The sequence below is a fragment of the Alloalcanivorax xenomutans genome (assembly GCF_032810065.1).
Classification (GTDB): Bacteria; Pseudomonadota; Gammaproteobacteria; order Pseudomonadales; family Alcanivoracaceae; genus Alloalcanivorax; species Alloalcanivorax xenomutans.
Genome location: NZ_CP136538.1, coordinates 1,261,097 through 1,286,612, shown reverse-complemented (window position 1 = coordinate 1,286,612; position 25,516 = coordinate 1,261,097). Strand labels below are relative to the sequence as shown.

Genomic DNA, 25,516 nt, shown 5'->3' with positions numbered 1-25,516 from the left:
CACAGGCGAGGAGCAGGCACCGTCTCCTCCCCGCCCGGCAGGATTCAATCCTGAAGGGGAATATCGAACGAATAGCTGGCGTGGGAGCCCGGGCCTTTTTCGATAAACAGAAAACCCACCGGCTCATCGTAGAAGTGGTAAGCGCGCCGGGGCCACCCCTCGTCGAACGAATGACGAACTTCGGCGATTTTTTTCAGATAACGGCCCCGCGCGTCCCGGGCAAGCACCAAATCGGGGATATGATTATCCGCCGCCGCCGGACCAAAAAGCACCTGTTTCCCATGCATTTCATAGCCTTCGGGTAAATCATCGATGGCAACCCAGCGTACCTTGATGTCTGGCAGCAGCAAAACATCCAGTTCTCCACGGGCGCGCACTGGGGGCCGCTCGAAGCGATCCGGATGATACTCGATCCGATTGACGGTGAATCTCACCGGGCCCTTCCGATCCTCCGGATCAAACCGGTAAACCGGTTCGCCATCTTTATCCAGGAAAACCAGTTCCTCGACATGATCGAAGCGATCAAAGTCGGACACCAGGCGGTTGCTCATTTGCTCCGGAAAATGAAAGTACAGTTTGTCGGCTATCGGATCCGATAGCCCCGGGTTCACCCCCTTTTTGAATTCCACCTGGATCAGTTCATCCAGTAAGGCGGGGTCGGCTTCCAGCGGCTGGTCCAGTTCCCAATCGCTGGCGGTGTGATCATACACCCGGGCCCGCACACCAAAGGAACGTGGCTCGGCCTGGTTGTCCGGCACATCAAACTGTACCGATGTCAGATCCAGCGGCACGATCAGCGTTGTCTCACCGGAAAGCCCTGGCAGCAGCACTTTCACCTGCTTCACCGTGCCACTGAACGCCACCTCCACAAACAACTGCCTATCCACACCCTCAAACATGGCCTTCCGCTGCGCCTGCATGCGCTGCTCCATGGCCTCCTTGTCCTTCAGTTCGCCGGATTCCGCCGCGTCGATCAGCTGGTCCAGCATCTCGATGATCAGGGTATCGTCACCGGCCGGCCCTTTCCCTGTGCTGCTGCTCGACAACAGGCGACCGGTGCTGTCACTGGCCTCCACCTCAATCTGATTGAACCTGTCTTCCGCCTCGGCAAGCGCCATATCTTCCGGCACCTTGAACAGCAACCGAACCCGATGCCCTTCGACTTCTTCCAAGGTGATGCGCCACCCGGACAACTCCTGATGGTCGCCCACATCGGAGGCTGAGAAATCAACTTCCGGCAGTGTTTCCGGCACGGTCAGGATCATCTCGCCACGTGCCCGTGCTATCGGTGACGGTGGTTGCGGCACCTGACCAATGGGCAGGTTTTCGTGTTTTTTCACCTGGGTGGTGAAACGCTTATATGAGGTATTCCACAACGCCACCGGAATCAGATTGCTTTGATCGGTGAACGGGTCCCGCTCCACCACCGGCAGTTCGGTGCCATCCGCCAACACCACCTGCTCCCAGTTGACCTTGAGGTCAAAGGGATACGCGAACGGGAGCTCGAGTCGCGCCTCCTCGGGACGGTAGCGCGGGTCATGGGTCAGCAGCACGCCGGCGGCCAACTGATCGGCCATGTCCTTCGTGTCCTTATAATCACCCAGGATCGCGTAGGGCGAGGTGCTATATTGCACCTCCTCCGGTGGCACCTGGCGCTCCAGGTCCCCTTCTCGTATCCAGAACATGACATCGGTTATCGACGCCAGTGTTTGTTTGACGTCCTGATCGGGCAGGGCTTCGATCCGTGCCTGATACTCCGCCTTCTGTTCTTCCAGGTCCTGCCTTTGCTCTTCGAGGGTTTTCTCCGAACACCCCGCCGACAACACCGCAAGAAGCGGCAGCCATAAAAACAACAACGTCATTCTGCGCATGGAAAACCTCGGAAATGGCAAACATCCTTATCGCCGCCCTGGCGGCTCCGCCTTCCCGCCAGGAACCGGCCTGTTCCGGCTGACATTCCCCGCGGACTTTTTTCATTGCCCGCTATCCTACCCCAAGGTGCTAGGCCAAGGCCTCCCCATCCGTCTCACCGAACGTCCCGGACTCGGCTTCGAAGACCAGAGTCTCGCCATCCTCGGGAATCAGCAGCTGTTGTCGCAGACCGGCGCGATCCCGGGCATCACGCAACTCGGCGCGGGAAACCGGGCAATGGTCCAGAGCTTCCAGATGATTGGCCACCACCCGCCCCGCGCTCAGCCGCGCCACCTGTAAAGCCGCTTCCCGACCCATAATGATGTCGCCGCCCAGGTCGAAACGGGCACCGCCGGCGGGGATCACGGTCACCGCTGGACGCCGCTCTCGCAAGTGCTGACGAACAGTGTCGGTGAGCAACGTATCGCCGGCCAGATACAGGCTCGGCTCATCCGGCCACTCAAGGTGATAGCCATGGCCATGGGCCATCATCCTCCCCACCAGACCACGGCCATGCAGGCAAGGTACCGGCGTGACCCACCCGCCCAGAAACGGCTGACGGATATTCTCGCGCAAAGGCCGCACCGTCAGCCCCTTGCCGCTGAGGAAATCCGCGTCGCCTTCCATGCAGAACACCGCAATGCCGCGCTGACGCAGCCATTTGGCGCCGGCCCGGTCCAAGTGGTCGAAATGGCCCTTCTGACAATGAGTGATCAGCGCGTGGGTCACGGTGTTCAAGCGTTGATCCGTGCCCGGCGGCAGGTCCACCAACGGATTGCGGCGGCGGCGGGCGGTGGCGTATTTGAGGGCGGGAATGGCACCGGCCGGCGCCAGCATGGGGTCCACCAACACCCGGTGGGTACCAGCTTCAACGATCAGGGTGGCGTTGCGCAATTGGGTCAGTTTCATGTCTCTCCTCCAAACGAGGGGCCATTGTAGGAAGGGACACGCCCGGCTAATCTGGCAAGAACTGACAATAACCAGACAATTTCAGCCACCATGAATCTTGGTCTGCTGCTTTACCCTGGCTGCCTTCCCACCGGGCTGTTCGCCGCCTCTGACCTGCTTCTGGCCGCCAACCTGCGTCTGGGACGGGAGCTGTTCCGTTTCCAATGGCTGAGCCCGGACGGGCGGCCGGTGGCCTGCGCCAACGGCCCGGCCCTGCCCGCCGAGCCGCTGGGCGACGCCCGTCTGGATGCACTGTTGATACCCGGCGCCTGGCGCGACGCCGACCACGTGCCCGCTCCCGGTGACGATGCCCTGGCCGCGGCTCTGGCCAGCCTGGACCATGACGTGCGCCTGCTCAGCTACTGCACCGGCGTCTGCCTGGTGGCGGCGGCCGGAAAACTGGATGATCACCCCGCCACCACCACCTGGTGGCTGGCCTCCGTGGCGGGAAAACACTGGCCCAAGGTACGCTGGAAACTGACCGAAACCGCCGTCCACGGCCCGCGCCACGCTACCGCCTCCGGGGTCAACGGCCACCTGCCTCTGACAATGCGGCTGATCGAGGAATATGGCGGTACCGCGGTGGCCGAGGATATCCACGCCGCCATGGTGCTGCCCCGGCCCGGACGTCACCACACGCCGTTTCAGACCCTGACCGCGCTGCTACAACAAAGCCCTCTGATCCGTCGCCTGGTGCACTGGGTGGAAGCCACGCCGGCCACCGATCTCACTCTGCCCCGAGCGGCGGCCCACCTGCACCTCACCGAGCGCACTCTGGCCCGGCGCCTGAAAACGGAAACCGGCGACAGCGCGGCCCATCTGATTCGTCTGATTAAGTTCAACCAGGTCAGCGACCGCCTGCTCACCAGTACCGATCCGGTGGGGCGCATCAGCGATCTTCTGGGGTTCGCCGACGACACCACTCTGCGGCGCGGCTTCAAGCGGCTCACCGGCCTGACTCCGGCGGCCTACCGGCGCCGCTACGGCTGATTCTTTCTTTTGGGGGCTCTTCTGAGCAGCGGAGCGAGGTGTGCGTCTTGATTCAGTTCACGGCTTCCGGCGCCCGGATCGCCTTGCTGTAGAACCCCGAAGGATCAAAGCAACAGACCCGTTTTTTGCCCGAGGCCAGCATGTCGCAGGCGTCATCAATCCGCTTGGCACGGGTCTTGGCCTGTTTGGCGGTGGTGATCCAATGAATCCAGTCGACACGGGCCAGAGTGGTGGTGGCTTCCCAAACCGCCCTGGCCTCCGGAGCAGCCTGCAAAGCCTCCCGCAGATCCTCGGGGACCTCCGGTTCCGGCTCCCGAGCCACCGGACTGATTTCCAACCGGGCGACATCGCCGAAGGTGGTGCCGGACGCTTCCATCAACGGCTGATCGATGCGAAGCCAATGGCTCTTGCGGCCGTCCGGTTCCAGCAAGACCCGGAATGCGTGGCCGTTCAGTGTGGCATCCACGGAGGTGCGGCCCCGTCTGGGCAGCTTTGCGCTGACCTCTCCGGGCAGTATCACGAAAGCCCAGGGCTCACCGTCGCCTTGCTTTCGGGGGCAAAGCAAACGTGCATCAAAACAGGATTTCTTGTCTTCTCCGGTCATATTCCATTCCTGACGTTATCCGGGAGCAGCAAGGTGGGTGAGATTCAGCGAATCCCAAGTTTGCCAAGGCGGGGTCCGCTGTCAACCGCGGCGCCCCATAGCGTGCCGCCCTCAGGCCAGTTCCGCCAATGGGTACTGGCGACGGCGCCTCTTGTTCCAGCTCATCCCTGCTCCCGTCGATTCGCCCACGCCGACTCCGCGGCCGGCGCGCCTTTCAGGCCCGCTTTTCCGACAGCGTGGCGATAATGGGAGCCCCCTTGGTGACGATAACGGTGTGCTCGAACTGCGCGGAAAGGTTGTCCGGATGGCCCACCAGAGTCCACCCGTCCTCCGCCTCCGTCACCAGCGTACTGCGGGTGGATAGAAACGGCTCGATGGCAATGACCTGGCCGAGCCGCAATCGGCGGGTATCGCGGCGGTCATAATAGCCCACGATGTCCTCCGGCTCTTCATGCAGTGTCCGCCCGATACCATGGCCGGCCAGATTCTTGATCACCTTGAAGCGATGCGACTTCGCGGTATGTTGAATCACTTTGCCGATGCGATTGATGGGAGCACCGGCTCGTGCTTCACCCAAGGCGCGTTTCAAAGCCAGCCGGGTGGCATGACAAAGGCGTGCCTTCAGCGCCGACCCCGGCGGAACAACCGTCGTGCCGCCGGTATCCGCGAAATAGCCATCCAGTTCAGCGGATACATCGACGTTCACGATGTCACCGGCCTGGATCACCCTTTGCCCCGGAATACCATGGGCGGCTTCCTCATTGACGCTGATACAGGTGGCGCCGGGAAAATCATAAGTCACCCTCGGTGCCGATCTGGCGCCGTACTGTTCCAGCAGCTGCTCTCCCAGCTTATCCAGCTCCGCCGTCGTCATGCCCGGTTCAACCGCATCAAGCATGGCATCGCGCACCCTGGCGACGACCCGCCCGGTGTTCAGCACGCCATCAATGTCGTTCTGGCCTTCCACGGTCATGCGTTCACCTCTTGTCCGTTTATGCTCTTCAATAATATTCCATGACTCTTTTCTGAACGTAGATCAGAGCACCATTGTCGTACTTTTCCCTGTTCGTCCAATTCCCGAACTCGTCGTAGTCATACTCATAGACAACACGCTGCGTTCCGGCGTCGCCGTCTACCCAGCTTCTGGATGCCACGTCGCCATACTGGGTGTACTCGATCGTGTAAGGGATATTTCCCCAATCCTCCGATATGCTTTTGGATTCAATCAGGCGGCCGGAATCATCGTACTTGAAATCCATCACGACCTTTACCGATCCATCCTGGCGCAGTTCGGTTTCTTTCACGACATTGTTTTTATTGTCATATTCAAACAGCCTTTTCGACAAAACAATGGAGTCGGATGATTTGTGGATCTCGGAAACCCTATTTCCCTTTGAGTCGTACTCCCGGGAATGAATGGCGGAGAGGCGGTCAACGCCAAAATAACTCCTGACTTCCACGGTACGCCCGGCTTCATCAAGTTCGTGGACAAGCCTTTTCTTTACTTCTCCATTTGCCGCAGCGTAAACAATTTCCAGCAGGCGCCCATGATCGTCTCTCTTGAACGCTCTGGTCTCGAAAAGCGTACCTTTCAGCCAGTATTCGCGCCTCGTGATATTCCCACTGCCATCGTAATGAGAAACTGTTTTAACCCTTTCCTTGAGAACAGGGTCGGACTCCACCGTATCGCTTCGCTCAACCTTGTATGCTGTTTCCGTTACGGTCTTGAGAGTGGGCGCCTCATCAGCCTTATCCGCGCAGGAAGTTAAGGAGAGAACCAGGGCTGCCCAGAGGGGAGCAATCCTGGCTCTATGTTTGAAAAAAGACATACAGGTCCTCTCTGTTCCTATGGTCCCTGGCAAGAATCCGAGCGATCAACCGCGAGGATCAGCGTATCTACCTCATGGGGCCCGGCCGGTGAACCACACCGGCCGTCAGCCGACTCCAGAAATGTATAACCGCCACGCCATCGGCAATGTGGTCAACATCAATGAGCTCATTATCCAGAGTGGAATGCTATAAGTTGTTTCGTGAATAGGGACGTGGAGCGCCACCATCTCATCGATACCACGGACATAATGTCCAAAACGATTGACGAAGGTGGGACCATCATCAAACAGACTGACAAACTCCGACATGTCATGAGCGTTCCAGGCAGCCTGGAGCACCGCCGGTGCCTCCTCTGGCGTGTTTATCCTGGTCACAAACTAAGCCCTGTATTGTACCGTGCCCGAACACGACGCCCTGTCGTGCCTATCAAAGCTTACGCCCCTGAAGGAAATCAAGACCTGCCACGGGACACAGCACCAGCCAACCATTGACATATACTACATATGCAACTTAACCGTCCGTGGAACACGTTAGCGCCTCCCAGGCGTCAATTTCAGCAGCGAGAGCATCCAGCTTATCGCGCACCAGGGCGAGTGCGTCGCTACCTAACAACAAGTGCGTCGGCGGCGTATCGCTGTCGATTACCGTCAGCATGGCGCGCGCGGCTTTCACTGGATCGCCGAGTTGGCTGCCGCTCTTTTTCTCACGTGCTTTGCGGATCGGGTCGAACAAGGCATCGTAATCCGCGATGGAGCGAGGCGTGCGGACCATGGATCGGCCAGCCCAGTCAGTGCGGAAAGATCCCGGCGCCACCGCCGTCACGGCAATGCCAAAGGAAGCCACCTCCTTGCCGAGCACTTCGGAAATCCCCTCCAGAGCGAACTTACTGCCGCAATAGTAGGCGATGCCCGGCATGGTGATAAAACCGCCCATGGAGGTGATATTGAGAATATGCCCCCGGCGACGCCGGCGCATGTAAGGCAACACCGCCCTGGTCATGGCCACCGCGCCAAACACGTTGACGTCAAACTGCCGGCGCAGCGCGTCCAGTGGCGATTCCTCCATGATGCCTTCCTGGCCATACCCAGCGTTATTGACCAGCACATCCACCGGCCCGACGTTCTCTTCCACCTCCGCGATCAAGCCATCCACCGCTTCGAAGTCCGTTACGTCGAAGAGGCGCCCGAACGCCCGGGAAGGGTTCAGCACCTCAAACGCTCGCTTTGCCTCAATGCCACGCACTGTACCGATCACCCGATGACCGGCGGCCAGCGCCTCTTCCGCCAACGCCCGGCCAAAGCCGCTGCTCGCGCCCGTGATCAACAGTGTTTTTGACGATGTCATCTGGATAACCTCTGGCAACGATGAGAAAGTGCATACTATTCTCATAACCTGGCGCCGAAACGGCCTTATCTTTTAATTCTATTGCCTGTTTTTATGAGTGATCAGAATACGTTGATAGACTTGATCAGAGCCCTCGCCCCGCAAGAGGGCTACAACCTGACGGCGTTGCCGGACGTGCGTATCCTGCGCTCCGATCGTCCGCTGACCCGCACCCCGGTGCTCTATGACCCTGGGATCGTCATCGTCTGCCAAGGCTGCAAGCGGGGGTATTTTCAGGACCGGATCTACCACTACGACGAACAGCACTACCTGGCGGTGGCCGTGCCGGTACCGTTCACCATGGAAAGCGACGGCTCACCGGAAAGGCCCTTGCTGGCGGTCTACATGCATCTGGATTTTCAGGTGGCGGCGGAGGTGATGTTGCAGATCAATCGCCAGGGCCCACCTGCCCCTGAAGCCGTACCGCAAAGCATGATCTCCAGCCCCATGACTCCAGCGCTGATCTCATCGTTGCGGCGTTTTCTGGAAGCCTTGAGCGATCCTCTGGAGGCCGCGGTGCTCGGCCCTGCCCTGGTACGGGAACTGTATTTCCGAGTGCTCACCGGCCCCCAAGGCAACACAATGCGTTCGGCGCTGACGATGCAAGGGCAATTCGGCAAAATCGGCCAGGCCCTGCGCCGCATCCACGCCACTTACGCGCAACCGTTGAACCTCACGCAATTGGCCCGCGAAGCGAATATGAGCGTGCCGACTTTCCACGGCCACTTCAAAGCCATCACCGGCATGGCCCCCATGCAATACGTGAAGTCCACCCGGTTGCACCAAGCGCGGCTGCTGATGGTCCGCCAGGCCATGACCGCCACCGCCGCCAGCCACGCCGTGGGCTACGAAAGTCCTTCGCAATTCAATCGGGAATTCAAGCGCCTGTTCGGCCTGCCGCCGGCCCAGGAAGCTCGTCGTATGCGCGACAGTTTCTCGTTGCCGCCAGCGCAGGCAGCGTCGGAGTACATTGCTTCGCACTAGACGTTTGTCGATGTTGGCTCATCGGCCGGGCCCTCAGGCGCGGATTCGGCTTTAGCCTGCCGGTCAATCTCCTTCCGAATGCAATTCGCCGAATAGGCTGAACGGCATGACATTACCAATGCCCAGCCGGTAAGGCTCGAAACCAACCAGGTGTTCCAAGACCCCACGGGTTCACTGCCCAGTATCAGCAGCATATAAAGTGTCCACAGAAGCACCCCACAGGACACAGCGAACAATGGGAGTCCGGTAATAAGCCCGACCCACATCATCAGCCACTCCACATGACCAAGTTTTATTTTAAGCATGCCCTTCTCGTATCCAACATGGAATACAGCACGCTTGAAGTGCACAAACGGTAGCCGCCCACCACTACCCTCATAGATCCTCAGCAACGCTTCCCGCGGTGCTTTTTCCATCATGATTCCGGTGGCGGCGTAAAAATGCTCGGTAGCGGCCTGCTCCTTGAGGCAAGCCCTTTCAAGCCCTTGCACATATTCCGACTGCAGCGCGGCCTCCACACCTTTCAGACGATGCCTTTTGCGCTCGACCAGAAGGGGATACAACTTATGCGCATTCAGTACGACAAAAAACACCATCAGAATGATAACGAGCGATATGTTCCCGTCCCGCAGGCCTTCCGTAAGCACCTGAGTGAATTCCCCCATGCTTCCCCCCTTTTTATTCAGGCAGGCCGGCGATAACCGGCATCCTGTGTAAAACTCCCCGAACGACTTAATCGATGGCTTTCATGGGCTCCGAGACTTCCCCCAAAGTCGGCCAAGGAACCCGCACCTGAAAGGCAAGTCCCTTGGCCATGGAGCTTCTGCCGGCCCGACTACTTAACCCGATGAATCGCGCAGAGCTTGTTGCCGTCAGGATCACGCACATAGGCCAGATGCATGGCGCCCATGCTGCCTTCGCGCAGCCCCGGCGGATCCTCGATGGGCTTGCCGCCCTGAGCGACCGCCACATCATAGAATTCCTTTACCTGCTCGGGCGAATCGCACTTGAAACCGATGGTGCCGCCGTTGGCGCAGGTTGCTTCTTCGTCGTTGATCGGCTCACTGATCGCGAAGGTGCTGCCATCGTGGATATAGAACAGCCGGACGTGGCCGGAAGGCGCCACGTTGCGAAACGGCTCGCGCGCGCCGAGTACACCGAGCACCGCGTCATAGAATCTCTTGGAACGCTCGATGTCATTGGAACCGATCATGATGTGGTTGAACATGGTTGCTCTCCTTCTACAGTTTGTCGTTATGTCTTATTCGCCCAGCCATTCAGCCAACAGGGCCCGTATCGCTCCAGGCCTCTTTTATCGCCGCCCGCCCACCTGCCAAACCTTCCCGGCATCACGCCGGATCACGCCAGTGGCGGCCCTCCCGGACTGGCTTGGGACTAAAGGCCGGATAGGCCAGGCAGGCACGGCGAAGCGTTATATTCACCCGCCCATGATCCGGCGGCAACCCGCCTTTTCTCATCGCCGCGCCGCTAACGACTGGCCGGTGCCGAGCGATAGGCTTTGCTCGGGACGTTGATTGCCTCTCTCCATTCCACCCCGCGCGTTCACGTGAGGTCATGGAGCAGATGAATATCGTCCGGCTCCCGCCGATACAACGCTTCATCCGGCTGCTCGCATAACCGGCAGCCCAGTCTCATGTAGAAATCCACGGTGTTACGCGACGGCGTCGCCGAAACGTAGAGCGCGCCAGCCCCCACCTGCCGGGCCCGGGCGACAGCGAGACGGAAGAGATGGGCGCCGAGGCCACGGCGACGGTAAGCGTGACTGAGGTGGAGGAATGTCAGTTGTAGCCATTCCTCCCGCGGGCCGAAGCGACGCGAATCGACAACCACCGCGCCGATCAGGCGGCCCTGGTCGAACAGACCGAGGAACCAACCGCCACGGTCAAAGCAGTCAAGCAGGATGGGTGTGTAGTGCTCGGCCTCGCCGTCCGGCCAGCCGCTCATATCGTAAAACTCGGGACGGAGCACCAGCTTGCCGTCCTTGAGGGAATAGATCTCTTTGATCACTTCGCTGCGGTCGATCCCCCAGACCAGGGCGACCTCGTCTCGGCGCAACAGGCGCTCGTCGATCATCGTGGTTTCCCTACGCTCAGGCTGCACACAGAAACGAAACCGCGCCCCTGTGTCCGTGACCTCTTAGTGATGGTCGGGTCAGTCCTCTCCCAATACGGACGGCGAGCGTCCTTGCAAGAGGGCGTCCGAATCGTACAGAAACAGAATCGATAACACGATGCCACAACCCAACCATGTGCCCGAACCCGGTCTTGCTTTTTACCAGCTCCCAAACCCGCTATATCCGACGCGCCCGGTCCAGCGTGAGACACAGCTCTCATTCAAAGCGCATCCGGAGGTCGTGGAGGGTTGCGTTATGGCACTCACGCCACAAGATTCAGTGCTCGCACCGGCCAAGAGTTCCTTTTTCATGTCCGACCATCCGATCCTGTCCATCACCGACGTCTCCACCCCCGAGGCCTACCCCGCCATCACCGCCGCTACCCTGAGTGGCGAATGGCCGGCGCTCACCGAGCGCCTGGAACGCACCGCCGCGGACTATCGCCGCGCGCCGTCCCTGCACACGCTGGTGCAACTGGAAGGCACGCTGCATGCCATCCTCCGCGCGCCGCGCGACACCCTCGATGCCTGGACGGAGACGGAACCAGACAACCCCTGGCCCAGGCTCGCCCAGGGCATGGCGGACACCTACGCCGGCATCGACGCCCGGGGCGAAGAGACCGCCGACCAGCTCACCGACGCCCAATGGGAGCAGGTGGTGACATCGCTGAACCGCGCCCGCGCACCGCTGACCCGCGCCCTGGAGCTGGGCGCGCAGCCCGGCCCGGCGCTGGCCGCCCTCGGCCAGGCCGCCACGATCCTGGGCGTGTCCGAGGAGGACCACCAACAACTGCTGGCGCAACTGGCGGAGGCCGACCCGAACTGGCTGCCCGCCTGGTCCAGCGCCCTGGCCCGCAGCGAAGCCCGCTGGGGTGGCAGCCTGGCGCGCATGGGCGAAGTGGTGGCCCTGGCCGAGCGCGCCATGACCGCCCCCGAGCTGCACCAGCTCCTCACCGCCGAGCACTGGTGGTGGCGCGCCAACCGCGCCGCCACCATTGACGGCGACCTGGTCACCGCCCGCGGGCACTTGCGCGCCGGCCTGGAAGACTGCCCGCCCGGCCGCACGCGCGCCGCCTTGCTGGTATTGGAAGCACAAATCCTGGCCTCCATGGACGCCCCCGCCCGGGAGATCGCCGAAGGCTGGCAGGCCGCCGTGGACGCCGCCCCGGACGACCCCACACACCAGTTCGACCTCGGCCTGGCCTGGGTCGACGCTGGCGACATCGAGCGGGCCACCGCCGTGCTGACCCGCCTGGCGGAACGGCCCGGCCCGGAGGGCCTGGAAGCCGCCAACTGGCTGGGGCGGTGCCTGGCCCGAGGCCGGCGTGGCTTTCCACAAGATCGCGCGGCGGCGGAGCGCTGGTTCCACCGGACCGCTGAACAGGGCCCGGACGGCAAGCTCAACCTGGCCGAACTCCAACTGGAGGACGACCCGCACTCCGAGCAGGCCCTGGCCCTGTGCCGCGCCGCCATCGCCGAAGGCAACGCCTACGGCGCCTTGCCCCTGGCCCGCGCCTACCTGGCCCGGGGCGAACAGGCCGAAGCCAAAGCGGTGCTCAACGACGCCCCTGTCGAGTTTACCGCCTGCAAATACGCCCTGGCCCGCGGCCTGGACGAAGGCTGGTTCGGCACGCCCGACCCGCGCGCCGCGCTCGAGGTCAGCAACACCGTGCTGCCCCAAGTGTTCGACCCGTACCTCTCCGTGCTGCACATGACCCTGCTCAGCGCCCAAGGCAATTGGGACGCCGCCCGCGACCACGGCCACTGGCTGCTGGAGGCAACCGCCGAGGGCCAGCTCGACCTGCCCGACCCACTGCCTAACGAAGTCCGGCGGCTGCTGGGCGAGATCCCCAAGCCCGGCCTGGGTGGGTTGCTGAAGCGGACGTTCAGTAAGGATCGGCTGCGGATGGAAGTGGAATCACCGGACTTGTGGGCCATCTGAGTCCGGGAGTCAATTCAAGCATCTTGATCGCTAAAACGTACAAAACATCCCTTTATGTACATTTATGAGCACATAAGGCATAGAGACGTTCTTGACGAATCACAAGGAACGCCATAACGTACATTTAACGCCGCTTTGTACGGTTTAGTGATCAAAATGCCCCGGACAGTCGATTCTCCCGTTTATCAAAAGGCCCAGATTCTCGATGCCCTGCGCGACACCGGCGCCCTGATCGCCGAGGCCCGCAAGGCGCGCGGCTGGTCACAGACCGACCTGGGCGCGCGCCTGGGCAAGGTGGACCGGCGGCACGTGAGCGCCCTGGAAAAAGGCGACCCGAAGGTCGACGTCGGCCTGGTGGTGGCGGCCCTGTGGCTGCTTGACCTGCCCCTGCTGGCGACCCTGCCCGAACCGGGCCAGCCCACCCCAAAAGGGTATTACCGGGTCGCCGAGAGCCGTGCCGGCGCGCGCCGGCCCGCCAGCCGGCGCCGGTTCCGGCCCCAGGACGTCGACAATGATTTCTGATCGCGCCTACCTCTGGCTCTTTCCGCCGGGGCAGGCGGAACCGGTGGTGTGCGGCGTGGTGGCCTGGGACGGCGCCGAATACGTGTTCCGCTACGGCAAAAGCTACTTGGCCCGGCCGGATGCCATCCCGCTCTCGATCCCCGGCCGCCCCCTGGGCGAGCTCACCGGTGAGCCCTACGTCCTCGACCACGAGCTCAGCGGCGCCGTGCGCGACGCGGCGCCGGACGCCTGGGGGCGGCGCATCATCCAGCGGGAAATCGCCAAGACCCTCGACCCCACCGGCGATGCCCCTTACCGCCTCGAAGGCGAGCTCGGGGAGATTGATTACCTGCTCGGCGCCGGCGCCGACCGCATCGGCGCCCTGGACGCCACCGACCGGCCGGACGCCTACGCGCCCCGCCCCAAGCCGATCCGCCCGCTGGCGGACGCCCTGGAAGCGGCGGAACGGATGGAACGCGGCCAGGAACTGGATGATGACCTGGACGCCGCCCTGAACCACGGCACCAGCATCGGCGGCGCCCGCCCCAAGGTGCTGTTCCGGCGCGGCAAGTCCTGGCTGGTCGCCAAATTCAGCTCCAGCCGGGACACCCTCAACATGATCGCCGCGGAAAGCGGCGCCATGCGGCTCGCCGCCAAAGCCGGCCTGAACGTGGCGGACACCCGGGTGCTGGAAGTCTCCGGCAAGGACGTGCTGCTGGTCCGCCGCTTCGACCGCGACACCAACGCGACCGGCCACCCGACTCGCCGCCACATGCTCAGCGCCATGACCCTGCTGGACCTGGACGAATACGCCGTCCGCAGCGGCGAAGCCAGCTACCTGGAACTGGCCGACGTCCTGCGCCAATACGCCAGGGACTTCGAACGGGACGGCCCGGAGCTCTTCCGGCGCATGGTCTTCAACATCCTGATCGGCAACACCGACGACCACGCCCGCAACCACGCCTGCTTCTGGGACGGCACCGCCCTCGACCTGACACCCGGCTACGACATCTGCCCCCAACCTCGACTGGGCTACTCGGCAGACCTGGCCATGGTGGTCGGCCACCAGGGCCGCGCGGCCACGCTCCACAACGCCCTCAGCCAGGCGGAACGGTTTGGTCTGAGCGAACGGGAAGCCACCGAATGCGTCGACGCCATCAAGCAGGTGGTGGAACAACACTGGAAGGAATTGTTTTCAGCGGCAGGGATGGAAGCCGGGGATATCGAGTACCTGGCGAAGGCGACGGTCTTGTCGCCGTCGATTTTTGATTAGGCGCCAAGGCACCAGAATTCAATCACCGGCCCGCACCAGATTCTCCCGAGAAAGCTCCCCAACCGCCCTCGCCCCGGTCAACGTCATCGCCACCTTCATCTCGCTGGCGATCAGGTCCAGCAGGTGGGCCACGCCCTGCTCGCCGGCGGCGGCGAGGGCGTAGACGAAGGGGCGGCCCAGCAGCACGCCGTCCGCGCCCAGGGCAAGCAGGCGCACCACGTCCAGGCCGGAGCGGACGCCGGAATCCGCCAGGATCGTCAGGTCGCCCCGCACGGCGTCGGCGATGGCCGGCAAGGCCCGGGCCGAGGACAGCACGCCATCGAGCTGGCGCCCACCGTGGTTGGAGACGACGATACCGTCCGCGCCGAAGCGCACCGCCTCGCGGGCGTCCTCCGGGTCGAGAATGCCCTTGAGCACCATCGAGCCTTTCCAATAATCACGAATCCATTCCAGATCCCGCCAGCCGATGGACGGATCGAAGTTCTCGCCCAGCCAGCCGATGTAATCCTCCAGGTGGATGCGATGGCCCAGATAGGCCGACACATTGCCCAGATCGTGCGGCCGCCCGCGCAGGCCCACGTCCCACGCCCAGCCCGGGTGCGTCACCGCCTGCAGCATCCGCCGCCAGGCCGCGAACGGCCCGGACATCCCCGAATGCCGATCGCGATAGCGCGCCCCCGGCACCGGCATATCCACCGTGAACACCAGCGTCCGCACCCCCGCCGCCCAGGCCCGCTCCAGCGCGTTCTTCATGAAACCCCGGTCGCGCAGCACATAAAGCTGAAACCACATCGGCCGCGTCATCGCCGGCTGCAACTCCTCGATGGGACACACCGACACCGACGACAACGTAAACGGCACGCCCCGCGACGCCGCCGCCCGCGCCGCCTGCACCTCGCCCCGCCGCGCGTACATCCCGGTGAGCCCCACCGGCGCCAGCGCCACCGGCAAGCTCACCGCCTCCCCGAACAACCGCGCCGACAGATCCACCTCCCCCACCTCCTTCAACACCCGCTGCCGCAACGCCAGATCGCGCAGATCCGCCACATTGCGCTCCAGGGTGTGCTCGTCGTACGCGCCCCCGTCGATGTAGTGGAACAGGAACGGCGGCAGGCGGCGCTTGGCGGCGAGGCGGTAATCGTGGGTGGAGGAGATGGTCATGGTTGTCTCAACAAAGCGGGAAAGTGCTACTTATCGTCTGTAGACCGTAATTCGTGGTCTGCGCTCTACTGCATGGGTCGATTTAAGGAGAGTAATTGAAGGAGAAGGAGATGACCAAGCCGTACGATGTGGAGCGGACCGAAGTGGGTGATATGGCGTGTTTGGCCGTTGAGCAGTTTAACTATTTGGAGGCGCTTTTCTCGGCTCTCGCAGGTCGGTTGGATACTCTTGAGCGCGGAGACCGAACAATCAGGGATGCCAGAAGACTTGCCTTATTGGGCCGCAGTCATGCGGAGCAGTGGGCTTGTGCCTTTCTGGATGAAATCAATGGATAACCCAGCAGACAGAGGAAACATCATGAAAAAGCGCAAGCCGGACATTAAGATCGGGCACTACCGGGGTGGTCGCTATTGGGGCGTTTGGGTTGATTCTGAGCTGCTTGCCGTGGTGTGTTATCGAAAAGGAGCGGAAGCAATCAGATCAGCTTTACTACATTGTTAGTGGCTAAAGGAGAGAAGGAGCTAAGAGGCATGAAAAGTTAAAGTTCGCTGTAACGGTGAGTCAATATTAAAAACGAAATCGGCCAGAAAGCCATGTGGCTTTTAGTGGGAAACACCCCACTCAGAAATCGTCCATTTACATACCACGCATTTTGTGCGTCTCCTCAGGCAACGCCGTCAGCTCCCGAAACATAGCTCTTTTGCATTTTGGAAATATACTCACCCCAGAGACTCAAACATCTCTCAGCCAAATCTCGAGCATCGTATCTATGACCACCCGAAATAATCTTGTACGAAGCCTTATAAGAAGAAGGTTTCCCAGAGGCCGGCGTATAGTGGCTCACACGATATTCCCTATAGGCGAGATGAGGTTGACTACCAGTTCTCTTATTACGCTCAAGGCGGCAATGCTTCTCCCCGTTGCAAAAATCCGCGCAAATTTTCAATTCTTCATGACTATTTATGAAGGTATCAATTTCGGCGCCATTGATATTTATCTTTGAAAGACTGACAACCCAATCTTTAATATGATAACAGTGTATGAAAAACGAAACCACCTCATCTTCATAATGCTCTGCTGAACCAGGAAAATAGGTACCTTCATAGATCATTCTGATTCTATCCAGGTACCTCTCCGCTCTCTCATACTGCTTTAAATGAGCATACATTTCTGAGCACCTTATATCCTTGTCTACACATGTATTGAAATATTGGGAGGGGAAGGAGGCCAAGCGTCCATTAACGCGGCAAAATCAGAATACTTCCTGCGACGAATTATTAACCACCAAAACGCTCTCTCAACCAGTCTACGGCTTCACTGACATCTGAAATGACAACACATGAATAGTCCTCTGCCAATTGGAGATGCTTTTGCTGAAGAAGTGATCTCAACGGTTTCTCCGTCATGAAAGCGTCACAGTAGCCAATCGCAGCGGCGGCATGGTGAAAATCATATAAATCATTGGCCACTAATTTCCTACCTTTATCCCACCGAACCGCAGCATAGCATAGGGCTGGAACGTGCAAACTTGGCAATCTCAATGCCACAGCTTTCTTTGCGACTAGATTGCCGAATACTGTATGCCAATTCGACTCACGCGCCTCCCTTTCCCGATCGGAAGATGGCGCCGAAACTCCCGATGCTCTTTTATACTCGCTTTCCGACCACATCCGGGGTACGTGCATAAACAGGCTCAACGCACCACGGATTTCATCAAGATAAACCTTATTAAAACCCCCCACTCCCACTTGATGAAGCCGATTGAGTGCATTCAACCGATCTGCCACCTCACCGAAACTTTCAGGCGGGAAATTATTTTCGTCCTCTAGGTAAGAAATCACCTCAACCAATGGAATCTTCCACATATGGTCAAAAAACGCCTTCTGAATGACAAGTTCATCTTCAGCGTCAAAAGCAGTCTTTGATGGATGGACTAAACCCAATACATAGCTAAGCTTAGACCACACCAGCTCCTTCGGTTCATGATACTCTGGACCATCAGGCCTCGGCAAAGCGATAATACCGACCAGTTCCTGTGCAACACGTTGTTCATAAGGAACCAGTGTAACCCCGTGACTGAACTCATCAATCAGACTTGCCGTGGCTCGACGGGTTATCAAATCTTGTTGCTTCATCAGCTCTAGAAACACCGACTCGCTAATCGGACAGAGGGCCTTTTTGCCCGCTACGGCTGCTCTTATCTCACCGAGCAGCTCATCGGCTGCCCGCACTGTTGATCGCTCCATGTAAGCATCGCGAAGCAGCACCCAAAATCGTGTGTCGAGATATATTTTCTCAACGCCATGAATCGATTCTGTAAGCTCCAATGCCTTCTCTTTGACGTGTTGATCGATAGAAATCTCTGGATGTCGTCTATGGAAGTCACATGATGCTGATATATCCGGCACTTTGAATCTCTGCATGAGTGGACTCGGTTGCTAACATCCAAGCTCAGTTGCCGACCGGCGCGCAGCAGCTACATGGTCGGTCAACTGTAGCCCCATATTAGAACTATTTTCCGATATTTTTTGGCAAATGGACTTTCATCCCGGGCAAGTAAATGCTCACGGGATTATCTTCTGAGGACTCTTCACCATTTTCGCTTAGGTAATTCTTTACGTGCTCACGAAGTTCGTTTTTAGCCGAGGCCATTCTATCCAAGAGCGTGTATATATCGGATACGTCGATCACGATAGTTCGGCCTTGCGCCACGTCAAATGGAATTTTGTCACCCTTCCGGATTATTTGAATCGTAGGAAGCTTAGTCATATGCCGCACACCGAGCTCATAGAACGCATTCGGGTTACCAAACGATAAATCTGCGACGCAGAATTTGCTTGACACTATATATTCAAATATCTGCTTAGATATTAATCCAGACCTACCGATCTTATCAGCACGAATAACTGTGACATTGAATTCATTGAAAACGGGCTCGATCAAATGCCGAAGCAGCATATCGGCATGCTTTCTTTCGTCTGTTCCGTCGTCTCCAATCGGTGTTATGTAGAAGCAAGCTTGACCCGCCTCGATAGCTGTTATCTGACCCGCTTCTTCAGCATCCTCAAAGACGCTTTCTTCGATTTCAGCATGGTCATCCTCGACCGAAGTTTTATCATTTACTTCTTGTGCCAAACCTACTGGATGCGGCGGCGCAACACCTGCCTCAAGGCGTATAGTTCTCTTGTCGTCCGAATGCGTAGTTACTATTCCCGCATACTCAGCGTTAGCCAAGATGATCTTTTTAGCTTCTTCGATTCTATTCCTCGGAACCGAATATCGATTCTCGAGGACATTATCAAGGTATGCGTCTGGGGGTATTAATTTACCATCATAGTCTGAGTAAAATTTGCTAGGTATCGTCGGTATTCGGATCGACTTTAAAGCAGCCTCCGACTTCTCTTCCGGATAATTAGGCGCAAGCAGCTTCCGCCCAGTCTCAGAAAGAGAAAACTTTTCACCATCTTTTGTAATTAGTTCGTAAGCTTGGGCGCTCCATATTAAGTATTTCGTGTTGTTCGATTTCGCGCCAACACCCATGGCGCTAGCTATCTCGTCCCAACTCGCGGTTGCGCCTGCATATATTTCATGTATAGGGCGGATTACCTCCAAACACTCTTCCAGAGTTTTTCTGGGTAATTCGCCAGCCGAAACCTGTTTAGTACCGCTTTTCGGGCCACGCGTTTTACTTGACTCTCGGTCATTGAGATCATTTTTCCTCGACACTACTACCTCCTATGTATTGGTAGCTCTAACGCCTCTGTGCAGCGGCGAGCGCAGCGAGTCCAGCGCCAATAGGCGCGAACTGCCACGGCTTGTTATGGCCAAACAAACTGTCGCAGTGGCGGCTCATAGCCTGGAAAGCAGTTTGCGACGAACTCTTCAATTGACATTGCCGTATAAATAATGTAATCAGCAATATCAAGCACCTGCCCTGCAGTAAGCGGCTCTTCCTCATGTCTGAACCCTTTTTTCATCTTCGCACTTAACTTCCTTCTTCTAACTTGTTTCTTGGCATGGTCGTACACCCAAGAAGAGTGCAAAAGTCGATTTCTCATCTCCTCGGATTTTGAACACATATAAAGTAAATCTTCGAACTCCTTTTCCGAAAAAGGAAACTCTTCTTGCTGGTATCTAGACCTCATGAGAGAGGAGAAAACGCTCAGCTTTGCTCTAAAAGACATCTCGCTCGCAACAACCAGGCCCTCTTCGATCTTGCAGTCCATCAGGCATATGACGGCCGAGGAAATCTCATCCTCGAGCGTAGAAAAATTCATCGCTAGGCTGCCAACCGCCGAGTTTAGCTCAGAAGGATTGGTCATCTCGCTAAATTCGCAACCAGTATATTTAAAATCTCTCTCGAAGTACTTCACACTTTCAATGCCCATAATAGGTATTAGGGCGCTGGCGCAAATATCCAATGAACGCACCAGCGTCATATCTCTTTTCTTGATTTTCCCTGACACAAAATAAAACCAGAAAAGCCAACCACTGACAAACGCTTTGAGCCATTCTTCTCCCGACATCTTGGCCAACCCTCTATCCCAAAAAACAAAAAGGCCGCCAACGCTGCCACGCCAACGGCCTTTTAAGTAACCCCTTACTAACCCCATAAATTAGATAAATCCCGAATCAGCCACCCACGCTGCGCCAACCCCGGCTAACCCCCTCCCCAGGCAACGGCAACCCAGCAATCCGCCCGGCCTTCTCCGGCGACACCCCCAACGCCTGCAGCACCATCTCCGCGGCAATACGGTCCGCGTGTTCCACCTCGCCGTCTTCCACGAGCAGGCTCATGGCGCCGAGTGTGGCGGAGATGGCCATGCTCATGGCCATTTCTTCGTGGGCGTAGTGGAAGTCGCCTTGGCGGCGGCCGGCTTGGAGGTCGGCGCGGAGGTAGGTGGCGAGGGCGGAGCGCATGCCTTCGGCGTAGCGGACCACGGTGATGAGGGCGCGGGTCCAGTCGGGGTCGGTGCGGGCTTTGTTCATGAAGGTGCGCACGGCGATGCTGAGGCGTTCGGCGCCGCTGTCGACGGCTTCGCTGACGGTGAGGGTCTGTTCGGAGAGCTGCACGGCGAGTTCCAGGCCCACGGCTTCGAGGACTTGTTCGCGGGAGCGGAAGTCGTTGTCGACGGTGCCGTTGGGGACGCCGGCTTCGTCGGCGAAGGTGTTGAGGGCCAGGTCGCCGACGCCGGCGTGGGGGCAGAGGCGCAGGGCGGCGTCCAACCGTTATTGTCGGCTGCATGGCCCACGGAGACACCCACGGGTGGGGCGGAGAGCCATTTGGAGCGGCGCCTAGGAACACGTATTCGCTTAATCCAGAAGCCTTTCCGGTGCATCCATGTACTCATGTAGCACACGAACTACTAGCACCTTCGCTTCCAGCACTCGATAGAACACCGCGTGATGCTCAACCTGCAATCGGCGATAGCCGGGAAGAACATGGGCGTAGTCGGTCCCGAGCAAGGGATGCTGAATCAGCGGCCTCATGCCCGCTTCCAGTTGATCAAAGTCGTCATCGGCCTGATCCGCGCCCCACTCTTCGCAGGTATACACCCAGACGTCGAGGAGGTCGGATTCCGCCTTGGGTGTAAGGCTCAGCGTGCGCCCTACTCCGGCGCCTTCATCCGCTTACGGCCAGCCGCCTTGATCGCCGCCCTATCGACTGGCTTGCGCTCGCCGCTTGCTTCACCGTCAACCAGGGCTTGCCTGAGCGTGGCAAGCCGTTCCTGGGCTTGTTGGTCCTGCCGGATGAGATGGCGGATATACTGGCCGCTTTCGATCCGGCTCTTTACCCAGCCGTTCTGTTGTTCGGTGAGGGTGATGGTTTTCCGGTGCAGGCTCATAGTGGGTACTCCTGGGTCCAAACAGTATGACAATGTCATACCAAGCCTTTGCGGCGGATCAATTCCGTCTTCCAACCGGCGGCGGCAGGCAGGGTGTTTGTTCAGGCACCTTCAAAAGCCTTTGAGCTCGTCCTCATCAGTGGTGGTCTGGCCGTCTTCCGCCGGTGCCCCGGGAGGTCTCGCCTTTGTTTTCTTGCCGCCAGCTGACCGTACCCGTTGAGGCAACTGCTGCTGCGTCAATTCCAAGCCCAGGGTGTCCTGGTCCAGCGCCATGATCCTGACCATGTCCTCAAGGCGACCGAGCACGTGCAGGGCGCGCAGGAAGGTGTGCAGGGCCGTGCCGGGGTTGCCGTCTTCCATGCGCCGGACCGTGCTCACCGATGTGTCCATCCGCTGCGCCAGGTCCTGCTGCGTCCAGCGGCGCGTACGGCGGGCCACCGACAGGTCATGGCCGAGCTTGCGCAGTGCGCGCGCCACGGGCGGCGGTATTGCGGTCGAGTTGTTGGAGCCTTTGGGGGCGGAGGACTTCATCGCTAACCCTTCACACATGAGTGCAAAATGCTATTAAGAAATCATATTTGATCTCTTTAACGCTGAAAAGCCTTCCGCGAATAGGCCGGTCCGGGCGCCCGGCGTCCGGCGGCGATCCGGGTGGCGAGTCCTGCAATAAAGATCAACACCTATGCGCAACATTAGCTGCGCGCAGCTTAGATCGTTGCGCATAGGCGTGATTAATTGCGCATAAATCCCAATGCACAACCGATCCGATCATGGCGAAATCCATACCCTGCATCAGCCTGGCAAACCGTTCCTTGGCTTGCTGGTCCTGATCGCGGGTGCTCCCGGGATCGGTAGAGTATGACCCTATCACCCTACTCACTGGAGGCGGCCCGATACCCTATTCCTTGCCATCCTCAGTCCGCCGAGCGTAGAATCGTACGGAAACCCCGTACATGAACTGGTGCCTGAAATGGATACCGTGAGCGTCAACAAGTTCAGAGACAACCTGAAAAAGCTGGTGGAACAGAGCCTTAGCAAACATGAACCCCTCAGAGTCACCCGGCGATCCGGGGAGGACTTCGTGGTGCTCAGTGCCGAGGATTGGGAGCGCGAGCAGGAGACGCTGTACGTACTGCAGAACAGCAGCCTGATGCGCCAACTGGCGGATTCGGCGAAAACGCACAGTGAGCGCACTGGCTATACGCCAACCAACGAGCAAATGGATGAGATCACTGGTCTTTGAGGGTAGAACCTGGGAGGCGTATGAGGCCATGCGCCAGAAGGACAAAAAACTGCACAATGCCGCCCGCAAGGTGATCAAGGAACTGATTCGTTGCGACGACCCCACCGTGGGTCTCGGCAAACCGGAGCCGTTGCAGCACAACCTGTCCGGTTTCTGGTCCAGGCGCCTGTCCCAGAAAGATCGGATTGTGTATGAGTTTGATGCCTCCTCCATTTATATCTTCGCGCTTGGCGGGCATTATGATCAGCCCTGAACCCGCTTTCCCCATTTCACGCGCAGAGCCGCTATGAACGCATCCTCCATCGGCCGCAACGCGCCCTGCCCTTGCGGCAGCGGCAAGAAATTCAAACACTGCTGCCTGGGCCGGGAGAACGCCACGGCCGCAGACCCCGGCGCGCCGGGCCTGGCCCAGGCATTGCGCGAGGCGCTCCAAGGCCAGCAGTTTCGTTCACTGGAAGAAGCCCAGGTTTTCGCCGACGAGCACATGCGGCAACAAAATCAGCGTCCGCTGGATGACTTCGATGGCCTGTCCCCGGATCAAATGGCCGGGCTGCTGAACCGGCCATTCAGCGCTCCGCGTCTGGTTGTCTTTCCAGACGTCCTCGACTCACCGCCGGGCGCGCCGATCACGCGGCTTTTCAGTCTGCTGGTGGAGGCCATCGGTGAGCAGGGCCTGAAACCCACCGCCAAGGGCAACCTGCCCCGCCGGTTCTGCCGCGAGGCCGCCCTGGCCTACTGGGGCGAGCAAAAGTACCAGGAGGAGACTCGTTTTGGCGGCATCAATCGGGAAGTGGACTTTTTCGATCTACATGTCACCCGGCTGGTGGCAGAGCTGGCTGGGCTGATCCGTACCTACAAAGGCAAGTTTATCCTCAGCCGCGACTGCCGCCGCCTGCTGGCCGAGAGCGGCCTGGCGGCGGTGCATCCCAAGCTGTTCAGGGCCTATGCAGAGCAGTTCAATTGGGCCTACCGGGATGGGCATGCCGATGTGCCGTTTATCCAGCAGGCGTTTTTATTCACCCTGTATTTGCTCTGGCGCCACGGCGATACCTCACGCCCGCAAACCTTTTATGAAGACGCTTTTTTGCGGGCCTTTCCGATGGTGTTGAATGATGTGCCACCCAGCCCGGTCTTTACCGCCGAGGAGGAATTACGCCGCTGCTATACCTGGCGCACCCTGGTGAATTTCGCGGGCTTTTTCGGGATGGCCGAAGTGGAGAAAGTCTCCGAGGATATTCTGTGCCGCGAGTATCGGGTCAAAGCCCTGCCTCTGCTGGGCGACGCCTTGCGGTTCCAGGTTTTGGGGTAGCTCTTCGTGGTGAGGAAGTCATGGTGAGGAAGCCACGGCGAGGGGGCGAAAACCGAGATGCCCCCGAGCGCCCTGCTCGTTCAACCAGACAATTCTCCATTAAAAAGTAGTGGAATTATCATCGAGTTAAACGGCGCTCCGCGCATTGGCCACACAGGCCACCAGATTCAAGACCGATAGGATCAGGTATTTCGAATCCTCGTTGGCCATCGATAATGCCCCGTTGTCTTGTAGCAGCCCCACGACGTATGCGAGTAGCCACGGCTCTTTTTGGAAACCGACGTACTGCCTGACTGATTCATTTACCTGAGATAACCCCAGCCCTTCCGTGAACCGCACCGACGCCACAAGCCCCTGAAGCTCGCGCTCTTGCTCCTCCTCCGTTATCGTCTCGATCCGCTTATCGGACGCTTTTAGCGCAAGGTGCATCACCATGAGCGCCTCCAGAGCCATCTCCACATGCCGCAGAGGGATATCCTTTTTTGTTAGGACCAATACCGAAGCCAGGAGATTCGGCTGTTCCACGAATATCTCATCACAAATCGCTTCCCGGGCACCGGGATCCGCATCCGCGATCTGCTTAATGGCGGATACCAGGTTTGCTTGGGTAATTCTACTCATCATCTGCTTCCGGGCTTACAGCGGATCAAACTCCACCCGCAGCGCTTCCACCTTCGGCGTGCCCCTCGGCTTGAGGGCGACTTGGCCACCTTGATCGCCGCTATACGGTCGGTTCTATGTTTTTTTCTTGGCGAGATACCTGACGTTCGGCAGGCCCTTGAAGTCATTATCCTGGGTCCAGAGTACGGCGGAATGCTTTTGAGACGTGGCAAAGATAATGCTATCCGCCAGCGGCAGCTTATGAAGGGCGCCAAACTTAGCAGCATCCATTGCCAGCTCTGAATCCAGAGGGACCACTTTGCCCTGCTTCATGTGGGCCGTAACGATCAACGCCGCCTCTTCGCCACGCTGGCGCAGCACGTTCTTGAACACTTCCGTGATCGTGATGCTCGGCACTAACAGTTCCGGGAGTGCTTCGATGGGCTCAGCGAACACCATTGCATTCTTGTCACTGGCGAAATACGACAACCAGGCTGACGAATCAACGACGTTCATACCCGATCTTCTTCCCTGTCGACACTGGTATCAATGCCTTTAAGAAACCCTCTCATTTCCTTCATGGGCTTTAGGGGAATCAACTCAATCCGCCCCTGGTAAGACATGACCTGGACTTTTTGCCCGGACACGATGCCCATGGATTCGCGAATTTCCTTGGGGATGACGATCTGGTACTTGGGGGAAACGGTCACGGCGGTCATGGTAGCACCCATCGATAAAGGTTTGGTATTACGATACCCCTATCGATAAGCGCAATCAAGGTGCAGGCGGTAGGCCGTGCTGCGAGCCTGGGCCGTGGGTATCGGCAAACCGGAGCTGCCTGTCTGGTTTCTGGCCGAG

General features: G+C 59.0%; 30 protein-coding genes. 9 read left to right on the top strand and 21 right to left on the bottom strand.

What is annotated here, in order from left to right; genetic code table 11:
* Nucleotides 1-44: 44 nt before the first annotated feature.
* Nucleotides 45-1,871 (bottom strand): hypothetical protein, encoded by a 1,827-nt coding sequence (locus tag RYH70_RS06035; RefSeq protein ID WP_317009929.1) that lies wholly within the window; start codon nucleotides 1,869-1,871, stop codon nucleotides 45-47.
* 130 nt (nucleotides 1,872-2,001) lie between these two features.
* Nucleotides 2,002-2,820: an MBL fold metallo-hydrolase gene (locus RYH70_RS06030; RefSeq protein WP_317009928.1), complete on the bottom strand. Its 819-nt coding sequence runs from the start codon at nucleotides 2,818-2,820 to the stop codon at nucleotides 2,002-2,004.
* A gap of 90 nt (nucleotides 2,821-2,910) precedes the next feature.
* Between RYH70_RS06030 and RYH70_RS06025 the strand changes: the two genes are divergently transcribed.
* The gene (locus RYH70_RS06025; protein WP_317009927.1) at nucleotides 2,911-3,849 is read left to right on the top strand and encodes a GlxA family transcriptional regulator; all 939 of its coding nucleotides are present in this window, start codon (nucleotides 2,911-2,913) and stop codon (nucleotides 3,847-3,849) included.
* 52 nt (nucleotides 3,850-3,901) lie between these two features.
* Here the strand turns inward: RYH70_RS06025 and RYH70_RS06020 are convergent, their stop codons facing one another.
* The 4 genes from RYH70_RS06020 to RYH70_RS06005 form a co-directional block, all read right to left on the bottom strand.
* Nucleotides 3,902-4,453, bottom strand: coding sequence for a YdeI/OmpD-associated family protein (locus tag RYH70_RS06020; RefSeq protein WP_022995382.1), 552 nt, complete (start codon nucleotides 4,451-4,453; stop codon nucleotides 3,902-3,904).
* A 214-nt stretch (nucleotides 4,454-4,667) separates the two neighbouring features.
* Nucleotides 4,668-5,426 (bottom strand): type I methionyl aminopeptidase, encoded by a 759-nt coding sequence (gene map / locus RYH70_RS06015; protein ID WP_055099040.1) that lies wholly within the window; start codon nucleotides 5,424-5,426, stop codon nucleotides 4,668-4,670.
* A 28-nt stretch (nucleotides 5,427-5,454) separates the two neighbouring features.
* Nucleotides 5,455-6,282, bottom strand: a complete 828-nt coding sequence (locus RYH70_RS06010; protein ID WP_317009926.1) for a hypothetical protein — start codon at nucleotides 6,280-6,282, stop codon at nucleotides 5,455-5,457.
* 511 nt (nucleotides 6,283-6,793) lie between these two features.
* Nucleotides 6,794-7,627, bottom strand: a complete 834-nt coding sequence (locus RYH70_RS06005) for an oxidoreductase (protein ID WP_116027770.1) — start codon at nucleotides 7,625-7,627, stop codon at nucleotides 6,794-6,796.
* A 120-nt stretch (nucleotides 7,628-7,747) separates the two neighbouring features.
* Here RYH70_RS06005 and RYH70_RS06000 point away from each other — a divergent pair, with 120 nt between their 5' ends.
* Nucleotides 7,748-8,650: an AraC family transcriptional regulator gene (locus RYH70_RS06000; protein WP_317009925.1), complete on the top strand. Its 903-nt coding sequence runs from the start codon at nucleotides 7,748-7,750 to the stop codon at nucleotides 8,648-8,650.
* Here the strand turns inward: RYH70_RS06000 and RYH70_RS05995 are convergent.
* From RYH70_RS05995 to RYH70_RS05985, 3 genes are all read right to left on the bottom strand, one after another.
* Nucleotides 8,647-9,315 carry a hypothetical protein gene (locus RYH70_RS05995; protein ID WP_317009924.1) on the bottom strand — a complete coding sequence of 223 codons (669 nt, stop codon included), beginning with the start codon at nucleotides 9,313-9,315 and terminating at the stop codon, nucleotides 8,647-8,649. The two genes, RYH70_RS06000 and RYH70_RS05995, sit on opposite strands and share 4 nt — an antisense overlap.
* A 170-nt stretch (nucleotides 9,316-9,485) precedes the next feature.
* Nucleotides 9,486-9,878 carry a VOC family protein gene (locus tag RYH70_RS05990; protein WP_022995379.1) on the bottom strand — a complete coding sequence of 131 codons (393 nt, stop codon included), beginning with the start codon at nucleotides 9,876-9,878 and terminating at the stop codon, nucleotides 9,486-9,488.
* 335 nt (nucleotides 9,879-10,213) lie between these two features.
* A complete protein-coding gene (locus RYH70_RS05985) occupies nucleotides 10,214-10,744 on the bottom strand; it encodes a GNAT family N-acetyltransferase (RefSeq protein ID WP_317009923.1) in 531 nt (176 codons plus the stop codon).
* 349 nt (nucleotides 10,745-11,093) lie between these two features.
* On the opposite strand from RYH70_RS05985, the gene RYH70_RS05980 reads away from it, so the two are divergent.
* The 3 genes from RYH70_RS05980 to RYH70_RS05970 all read left to right on the top strand — a co-directional run bounded on the left by RYH70_RS05980 (nucleotide 11,094) and on the right by RYH70_RS05970 (nucleotide 14,499).
* A complete protein-coding gene (locus RYH70_RS05980; protein ID WP_317009922.1) occupies nucleotides 11,094-12,725 on the top strand; it encodes an SEL1-like repeat protein in 1,632 nt (543 codons plus the stop codon).
* Between the two features lie 156 nt (nucleotides 12,726-12,881).
* Nucleotides 12,882-13,247, top strand: coding sequence for a helix-turn-helix domain-containing protein (locus RYH70_RS05975; protein WP_063142030.1), 366 nt, complete (start codon nucleotides 12,882-12,884; stop codon nucleotides 13,245-13,247).
* Nucleotides 13,237-14,499, top strand: coding sequence for a type II toxin-antitoxin system HipA family toxin (locus tag RYH70_RS05970; RefSeq protein ID WP_317009921.1), 1,263 nt, complete (start codon nucleotides 13,237-13,239; stop codon nucleotides 14,497-14,499). Before RYH70_RS05975 ends, RYH70_RS05970 begins: the two co-directional genes overlap by 11 nt.
* An 18-nt stretch (nucleotides 14,500-14,517) precedes the next feature.
* On the opposite strand, the gene lldD is transcribed toward RYH70_RS05970, so the two are convergent.
* Nucleotides 14,518-15,660 (bottom strand): FMN-dependent L-lactate dehydrogenase LldD, encoded by a 1,143-nt coding sequence (gene lldD, locus RYH70_RS05965; RefSeq protein ID WP_317009920.1) that lies wholly within the window; start codon nucleotides 15,658-15,660, stop codon nucleotides 14,518-14,520.
* A 110-nt stretch (nucleotides 15,661-15,770) separates the two neighbouring features.
* On the opposite strand from lldD, the gene RYH70_RS05960 reads away from it, so the two are divergent.
* The gene (locus tag RYH70_RS05960; protein WP_317009919.1) at nucleotides 15,771-15,995 is read left to right on the top strand and encodes a hypothetical protein; all 225 of its coding nucleotides are present in this window, start codon (nucleotides 15,771-15,773) and stop codon (nucleotides 15,993-15,995) included.
* A gap of 329 nt (nucleotides 15,996-16,324) precedes the next feature.
* Here RYH70_RS05960 and RYH70_RS05955 read toward each other — a convergent pair whose 3' ends face one another.
* From RYH70_RS05955 to RYH70_RS05920, 8 genes are all read right to left on the bottom strand, one after another.
* Complete coding sequence (locus RYH70_RS05955) at nucleotides 16,325-16,771, bottom strand: hypothetical protein (RefSeq protein WP_317009918.1); 447 nt, start codon at nucleotides 16,769-16,771, stop codon at nucleotides 16,325-16,327.
* A gap of 166 nt (nucleotides 16,772-16,937) precedes the next feature.
* Nucleotides 16,938-18,083 (bottom strand): hypothetical protein, encoded by a 1,146-nt coding sequence (locus RYH70_RS05950; protein ID WP_317009917.1) that lies wholly within the window; start codon nucleotides 18,081-18,083, stop codon nucleotides 16,938-16,940.
* Between the two features lie 88 nt (nucleotides 18,084-18,171).
* Complete coding sequence (locus tag RYH70_RS05945; protein WP_317009916.1) at nucleotides 18,172-19,386, bottom strand: hypothetical protein; 1,215 nt, start codon at nucleotides 19,384-19,386, stop codon at nucleotides 18,172-18,174.
* Between the two features lie 92 nt (nucleotides 19,387-19,478).
* A complete protein-coding gene (locus RYH70_RS05940; protein ID WP_317009915.1) occupies nucleotides 19,479-20,273 on the bottom strand; it encodes a hypothetical protein in 795 nt (264 codons plus the stop codon).
* 19 nt (nucleotides 20,274-20,292) lie between these two features.
* Entirely contained in the window at nucleotides 20,293-20,886 is a 594-nt protein-coding gene (locus RYH70_RS05935; protein ID WP_317009914.1) for a TetR/AcrR family transcriptional regulator, read from the bottom strand.
* 87 nt (nucleotides 20,887-20,973) lie between these two features.
* Nucleotides 20,974-21,261, bottom strand: a complete 288-nt coding sequence (locus tag RYH70_RS05930; protein ID WP_317010163.1) for a type II toxin-antitoxin system RelE/ParE family toxin — start codon at nucleotides 21,259-21,261, stop codon at nucleotides 20,974-20,976.
* An 8-nt stretch (nucleotides 21,262-21,269) separates the two neighbouring features.
* The gene (locus tag RYH70_RS05925; RefSeq protein ID WP_317009913.1) at nucleotides 21,270-21,506 is read right to left on the bottom strand and encodes a ribbon-helix-helix domain-containing protein; all 237 of its coding nucleotides are present in this window, start codon (nucleotides 21,504-21,506) and stop codon (nucleotides 21,270-21,272) included.
* 111 nt (nucleotides 21,507-21,617) lie between these two features.
* Nucleotides 21,618-22,037, bottom strand: coding sequence for a helix-turn-helix domain-containing protein (locus RYH70_RS05920; protein WP_317009912.1), 420 nt, complete (start codon nucleotides 22,035-22,037; stop codon nucleotides 21,618-21,620).
* Nucleotides 22,038-22,476: 439 nt separating this feature from the next.
* Between RYH70_RS05920 and RYH70_RS05915 the strand changes: the two genes are divergently transcribed.
* The 3 genes from RYH70_RS05915 to RYH70_RS05905 are packed head-to-tail and all read left to right on the top strand — an operon-like array spanning nucleotide 22,477 to nucleotide 24,058.
* Nucleotides 22,477-22,749 (top strand): type II toxin-antitoxin system Phd/YefM family antitoxin, encoded by a 273-nt coding sequence (locus RYH70_RS05915; RefSeq protein WP_317009911.1) that lies wholly within the window; start codon nucleotides 22,477-22,479, stop codon nucleotides 22,747-22,749.
* A complete protein-coding gene (locus RYH70_RS05910; RefSeq protein WP_317009910.1) occupies nucleotides 22,730-23,002 on the top strand; it encodes a Txe/YoeB family addiction module toxin in 273 nt (90 codons plus the stop codon). The genes RYH70_RS05915 and RYH70_RS05910 overlap by 20 nt, the downstream gene beginning before the upstream one ends.
* Before the next feature lie 33 nt (nucleotides 23,003-23,035).
* Nucleotides 23,036-24,058: a YecA family protein gene (locus RYH70_RS05905; protein ID WP_317009909.1), complete on the top strand. Its 1,023-nt coding sequence runs from the start codon at nucleotides 23,036-23,038 to the stop codon at nucleotides 24,056-24,058.
* A 126-nt stretch (nucleotides 24,059-24,184) separates the two neighbouring features.
* Here RYH70_RS05905 and RYH70_RS05900 read toward each other — a convergent pair whose 3' ends face one another.
* The 3 genes from RYH70_RS05900 to RYH70_RS05890 all read right to left on the bottom strand — a co-directional run bounded on the left by RYH70_RS05900 (nucleotide 24,185) and on the right by RYH70_RS05890 (nucleotide 25,377).
* Entirely contained in the window at nucleotides 24,185-24,682 is a 498-nt protein-coding gene (locus tag RYH70_RS05900) for a hypothetical protein (RefSeq protein WP_317009908.1), read from the bottom strand.
* Nucleotides 24,683-24,793: 111 nt separating this feature from the next.
* Entirely contained in the window at nucleotides 24,794-25,174 is a 381-nt protein-coding gene (locus RYH70_RS05895) for a type II toxin-antitoxin system VapC family toxin (protein ID WP_317009907.1), read from the bottom strand.
* Complete coding sequence (locus tag RYH70_RS05890) at nucleotides 25,171-25,377, bottom strand: AbrB/MazE/SpoVT family DNA-binding domain-containing protein (RefSeq protein WP_317009906.1); 207 nt, start codon at nucleotides 25,375-25,377, stop codon at nucleotides 25,171-25,173. The genes RYH70_RS05895 and RYH70_RS05890 overlap by 4 nt, the downstream gene beginning before the upstream one ends.
* Nucleotides 25,378-25,516 lie beyond the last annotated feature (139 nt).

Coding starts and splice junctions, on each gene's coding strand:
- RYH70_RS06035 (WP_317009929.1), bottom strand. CDS start 1,871: ATGCGCAGAATGACGTTGTTGTTTTTATGGCTGCCGCTTCTTGCGGTG.
- RYH70_RS06030 (WP_317009928.1), bottom strand. CDS start 2,820: ATGAAACTGACCCAATTGCGCAACGCCACCCTGATCGTTGAAGCTGGT.
- RYH70_RS06025 (WP_317009927.1), top strand. CDS start 2,911: ATGAATCTTGGTCTGCTGCTTTACCCTGGCTGCCTTCCCACCGGGCTG.
- RYH70_RS06020 (WP_022995382.1), bottom strand. CDS start 4,453: ATGACCGGAGAAGACAAGAAATCCTGTTTTGATGCACGTTTGCTTTGC.
- map (WP_055099040.1), bottom strand. CDS start 5,426: ATGACCGTGGAAGGCCAGAACGACATTGATGGCGTGCTGAACACCGGG.
- RYH70_RS06010 (WP_317009926.1), bottom strand. CDS start 6,282: ATGTCTTTTTTCAAACATAGAGCCAGGATTGCTCCCCTCTGGGCAGCC.
- RYH70_RS06005 (WP_116027770.1), bottom strand. CDS start 7,627: ATGACATCGTCAAAAACACTGTTGATCACGGGCGCGAGCAGCGGCTTT.
- RYH70_RS05995 (WP_317009924.1), bottom strand. CDS start 9,315: ATGGGGGAATTCACTCAGGTGCTTACGGAAGGCCTGCGGGACGGGAAC.
- RYH70_RS05990 (WP_022995379.1), bottom strand. CDS start 9,878: ATGTTCAACCACATCATGATCGGTTCCAATGACATCGAGCGTTCCAAG.
- RYH70_RS05985 (WP_317009923.1), bottom strand. CDS start 10,744: ATGATCGACGAGCGCCTGTTGCGCCGAGACGAGGTCGCCCTGGTCTGG.
- RYH70_RS05980 (WP_317009922.1), top strand. CDS start 11,094: ATGTCCGACCATCCGATCCTGTCCATCACCGACGTCTCCACCCCCGAG.
- RYH70_RS05975 (WP_063142030.1), top strand. CDS start 12,882: ATGCCCCGGACAGTCGATTCTCCCGTTTATCAAAAGGCCCAGATTCTC.
- RYH70_RS05970 (WP_317009921.1), top strand. CDS start 13,237: ATGATTTCTGATCGCGCCTACCTCTGGCTCTTTCCGCCGGGGCAGGCG.
- lldD (WP_317009920.1), bottom strand. CDS start 15,660: ATGACCATCTCCTCCACCCACGATTACCGCCTCGCCGCCAAGCGCCGC.
- RYH70_RS05960 (WP_317009919.1), top strand. CDS start 15,771: ATGACCAAGCCGTACGATGTGGAGCGGACCGAAGTGGGTGATATGGCG.
- RYH70_RS05955 (WP_317009918.1), bottom strand. CDS start 16,771: ATGATCTATGAAGGTACCTATTTTCCTGGTTCAGCAGAGCATTATGAA.
- RYH70_RS05950 (WP_317009917.1), bottom strand. CDS start 18,083: ATGCAGAGATTCAAAGTGCCGGATATATCAGCATCATGTGACTTCCAT.
- RYH70_RS05940 (WP_317009915.1), bottom strand. CDS start 20,273: ATGGGGTTAGTAAGGGGTTACTTAAAAGGCCGTTGGCGTGGCAGCGTT.
- RYH70_RS05925 (WP_317009913.1), bottom strand. CDS start 21,506: ATGAGCCTGCACCGGAAAACCATCACCCTCACCGAACAACAGAACGGC.
- RYH70_RS05920 (WP_317009912.1), bottom strand. CDS start 22,037: ATGAAGTCCTCCGCCCCCAAAGGCTCCAACAACTCGACCGCAATACCG.
- RYH70_RS05915 (WP_317009911.1), top strand. CDS start 22,477: ATGGATACCGTGAGCGTCAACAAGTTCAGAGACAACCTGAAAAAGCTG.
- RYH70_RS05910 (WP_317009910.1), top strand. CDS start 22,730: ATGAGATCACTGGTCTTTGAGGGTAGAACCTGGGAGGCGTATGAGGCC.
- RYH70_RS05905 (WP_317009909.1), top strand. CDS start 23,036: ATGAACGCATCCTCCATCGGCCGCAACGCGCCCTGCCCTTGCGGCAGC.
- RYH70_RS05900 (WP_317009908.1), bottom strand. CDS start 24,682: ATGATGAGTAGAATTACCCAAGCAAACCTGGTATCCGCCATTAAGCAG.
- RYH70_RS05895 (WP_317009907.1), bottom strand. CDS start 25,174: ATGAACGTCGTTGATTCGTCAGCCTGGTTGTCGTATTTCGCCAGTGAC.
- RYH70_RS05890 (WP_317009906.1), bottom strand. CDS start 25,377: ATGACCGCCGTGACCGTTTCCCCCAAGTACCAGATCGTCATCCCCAAG.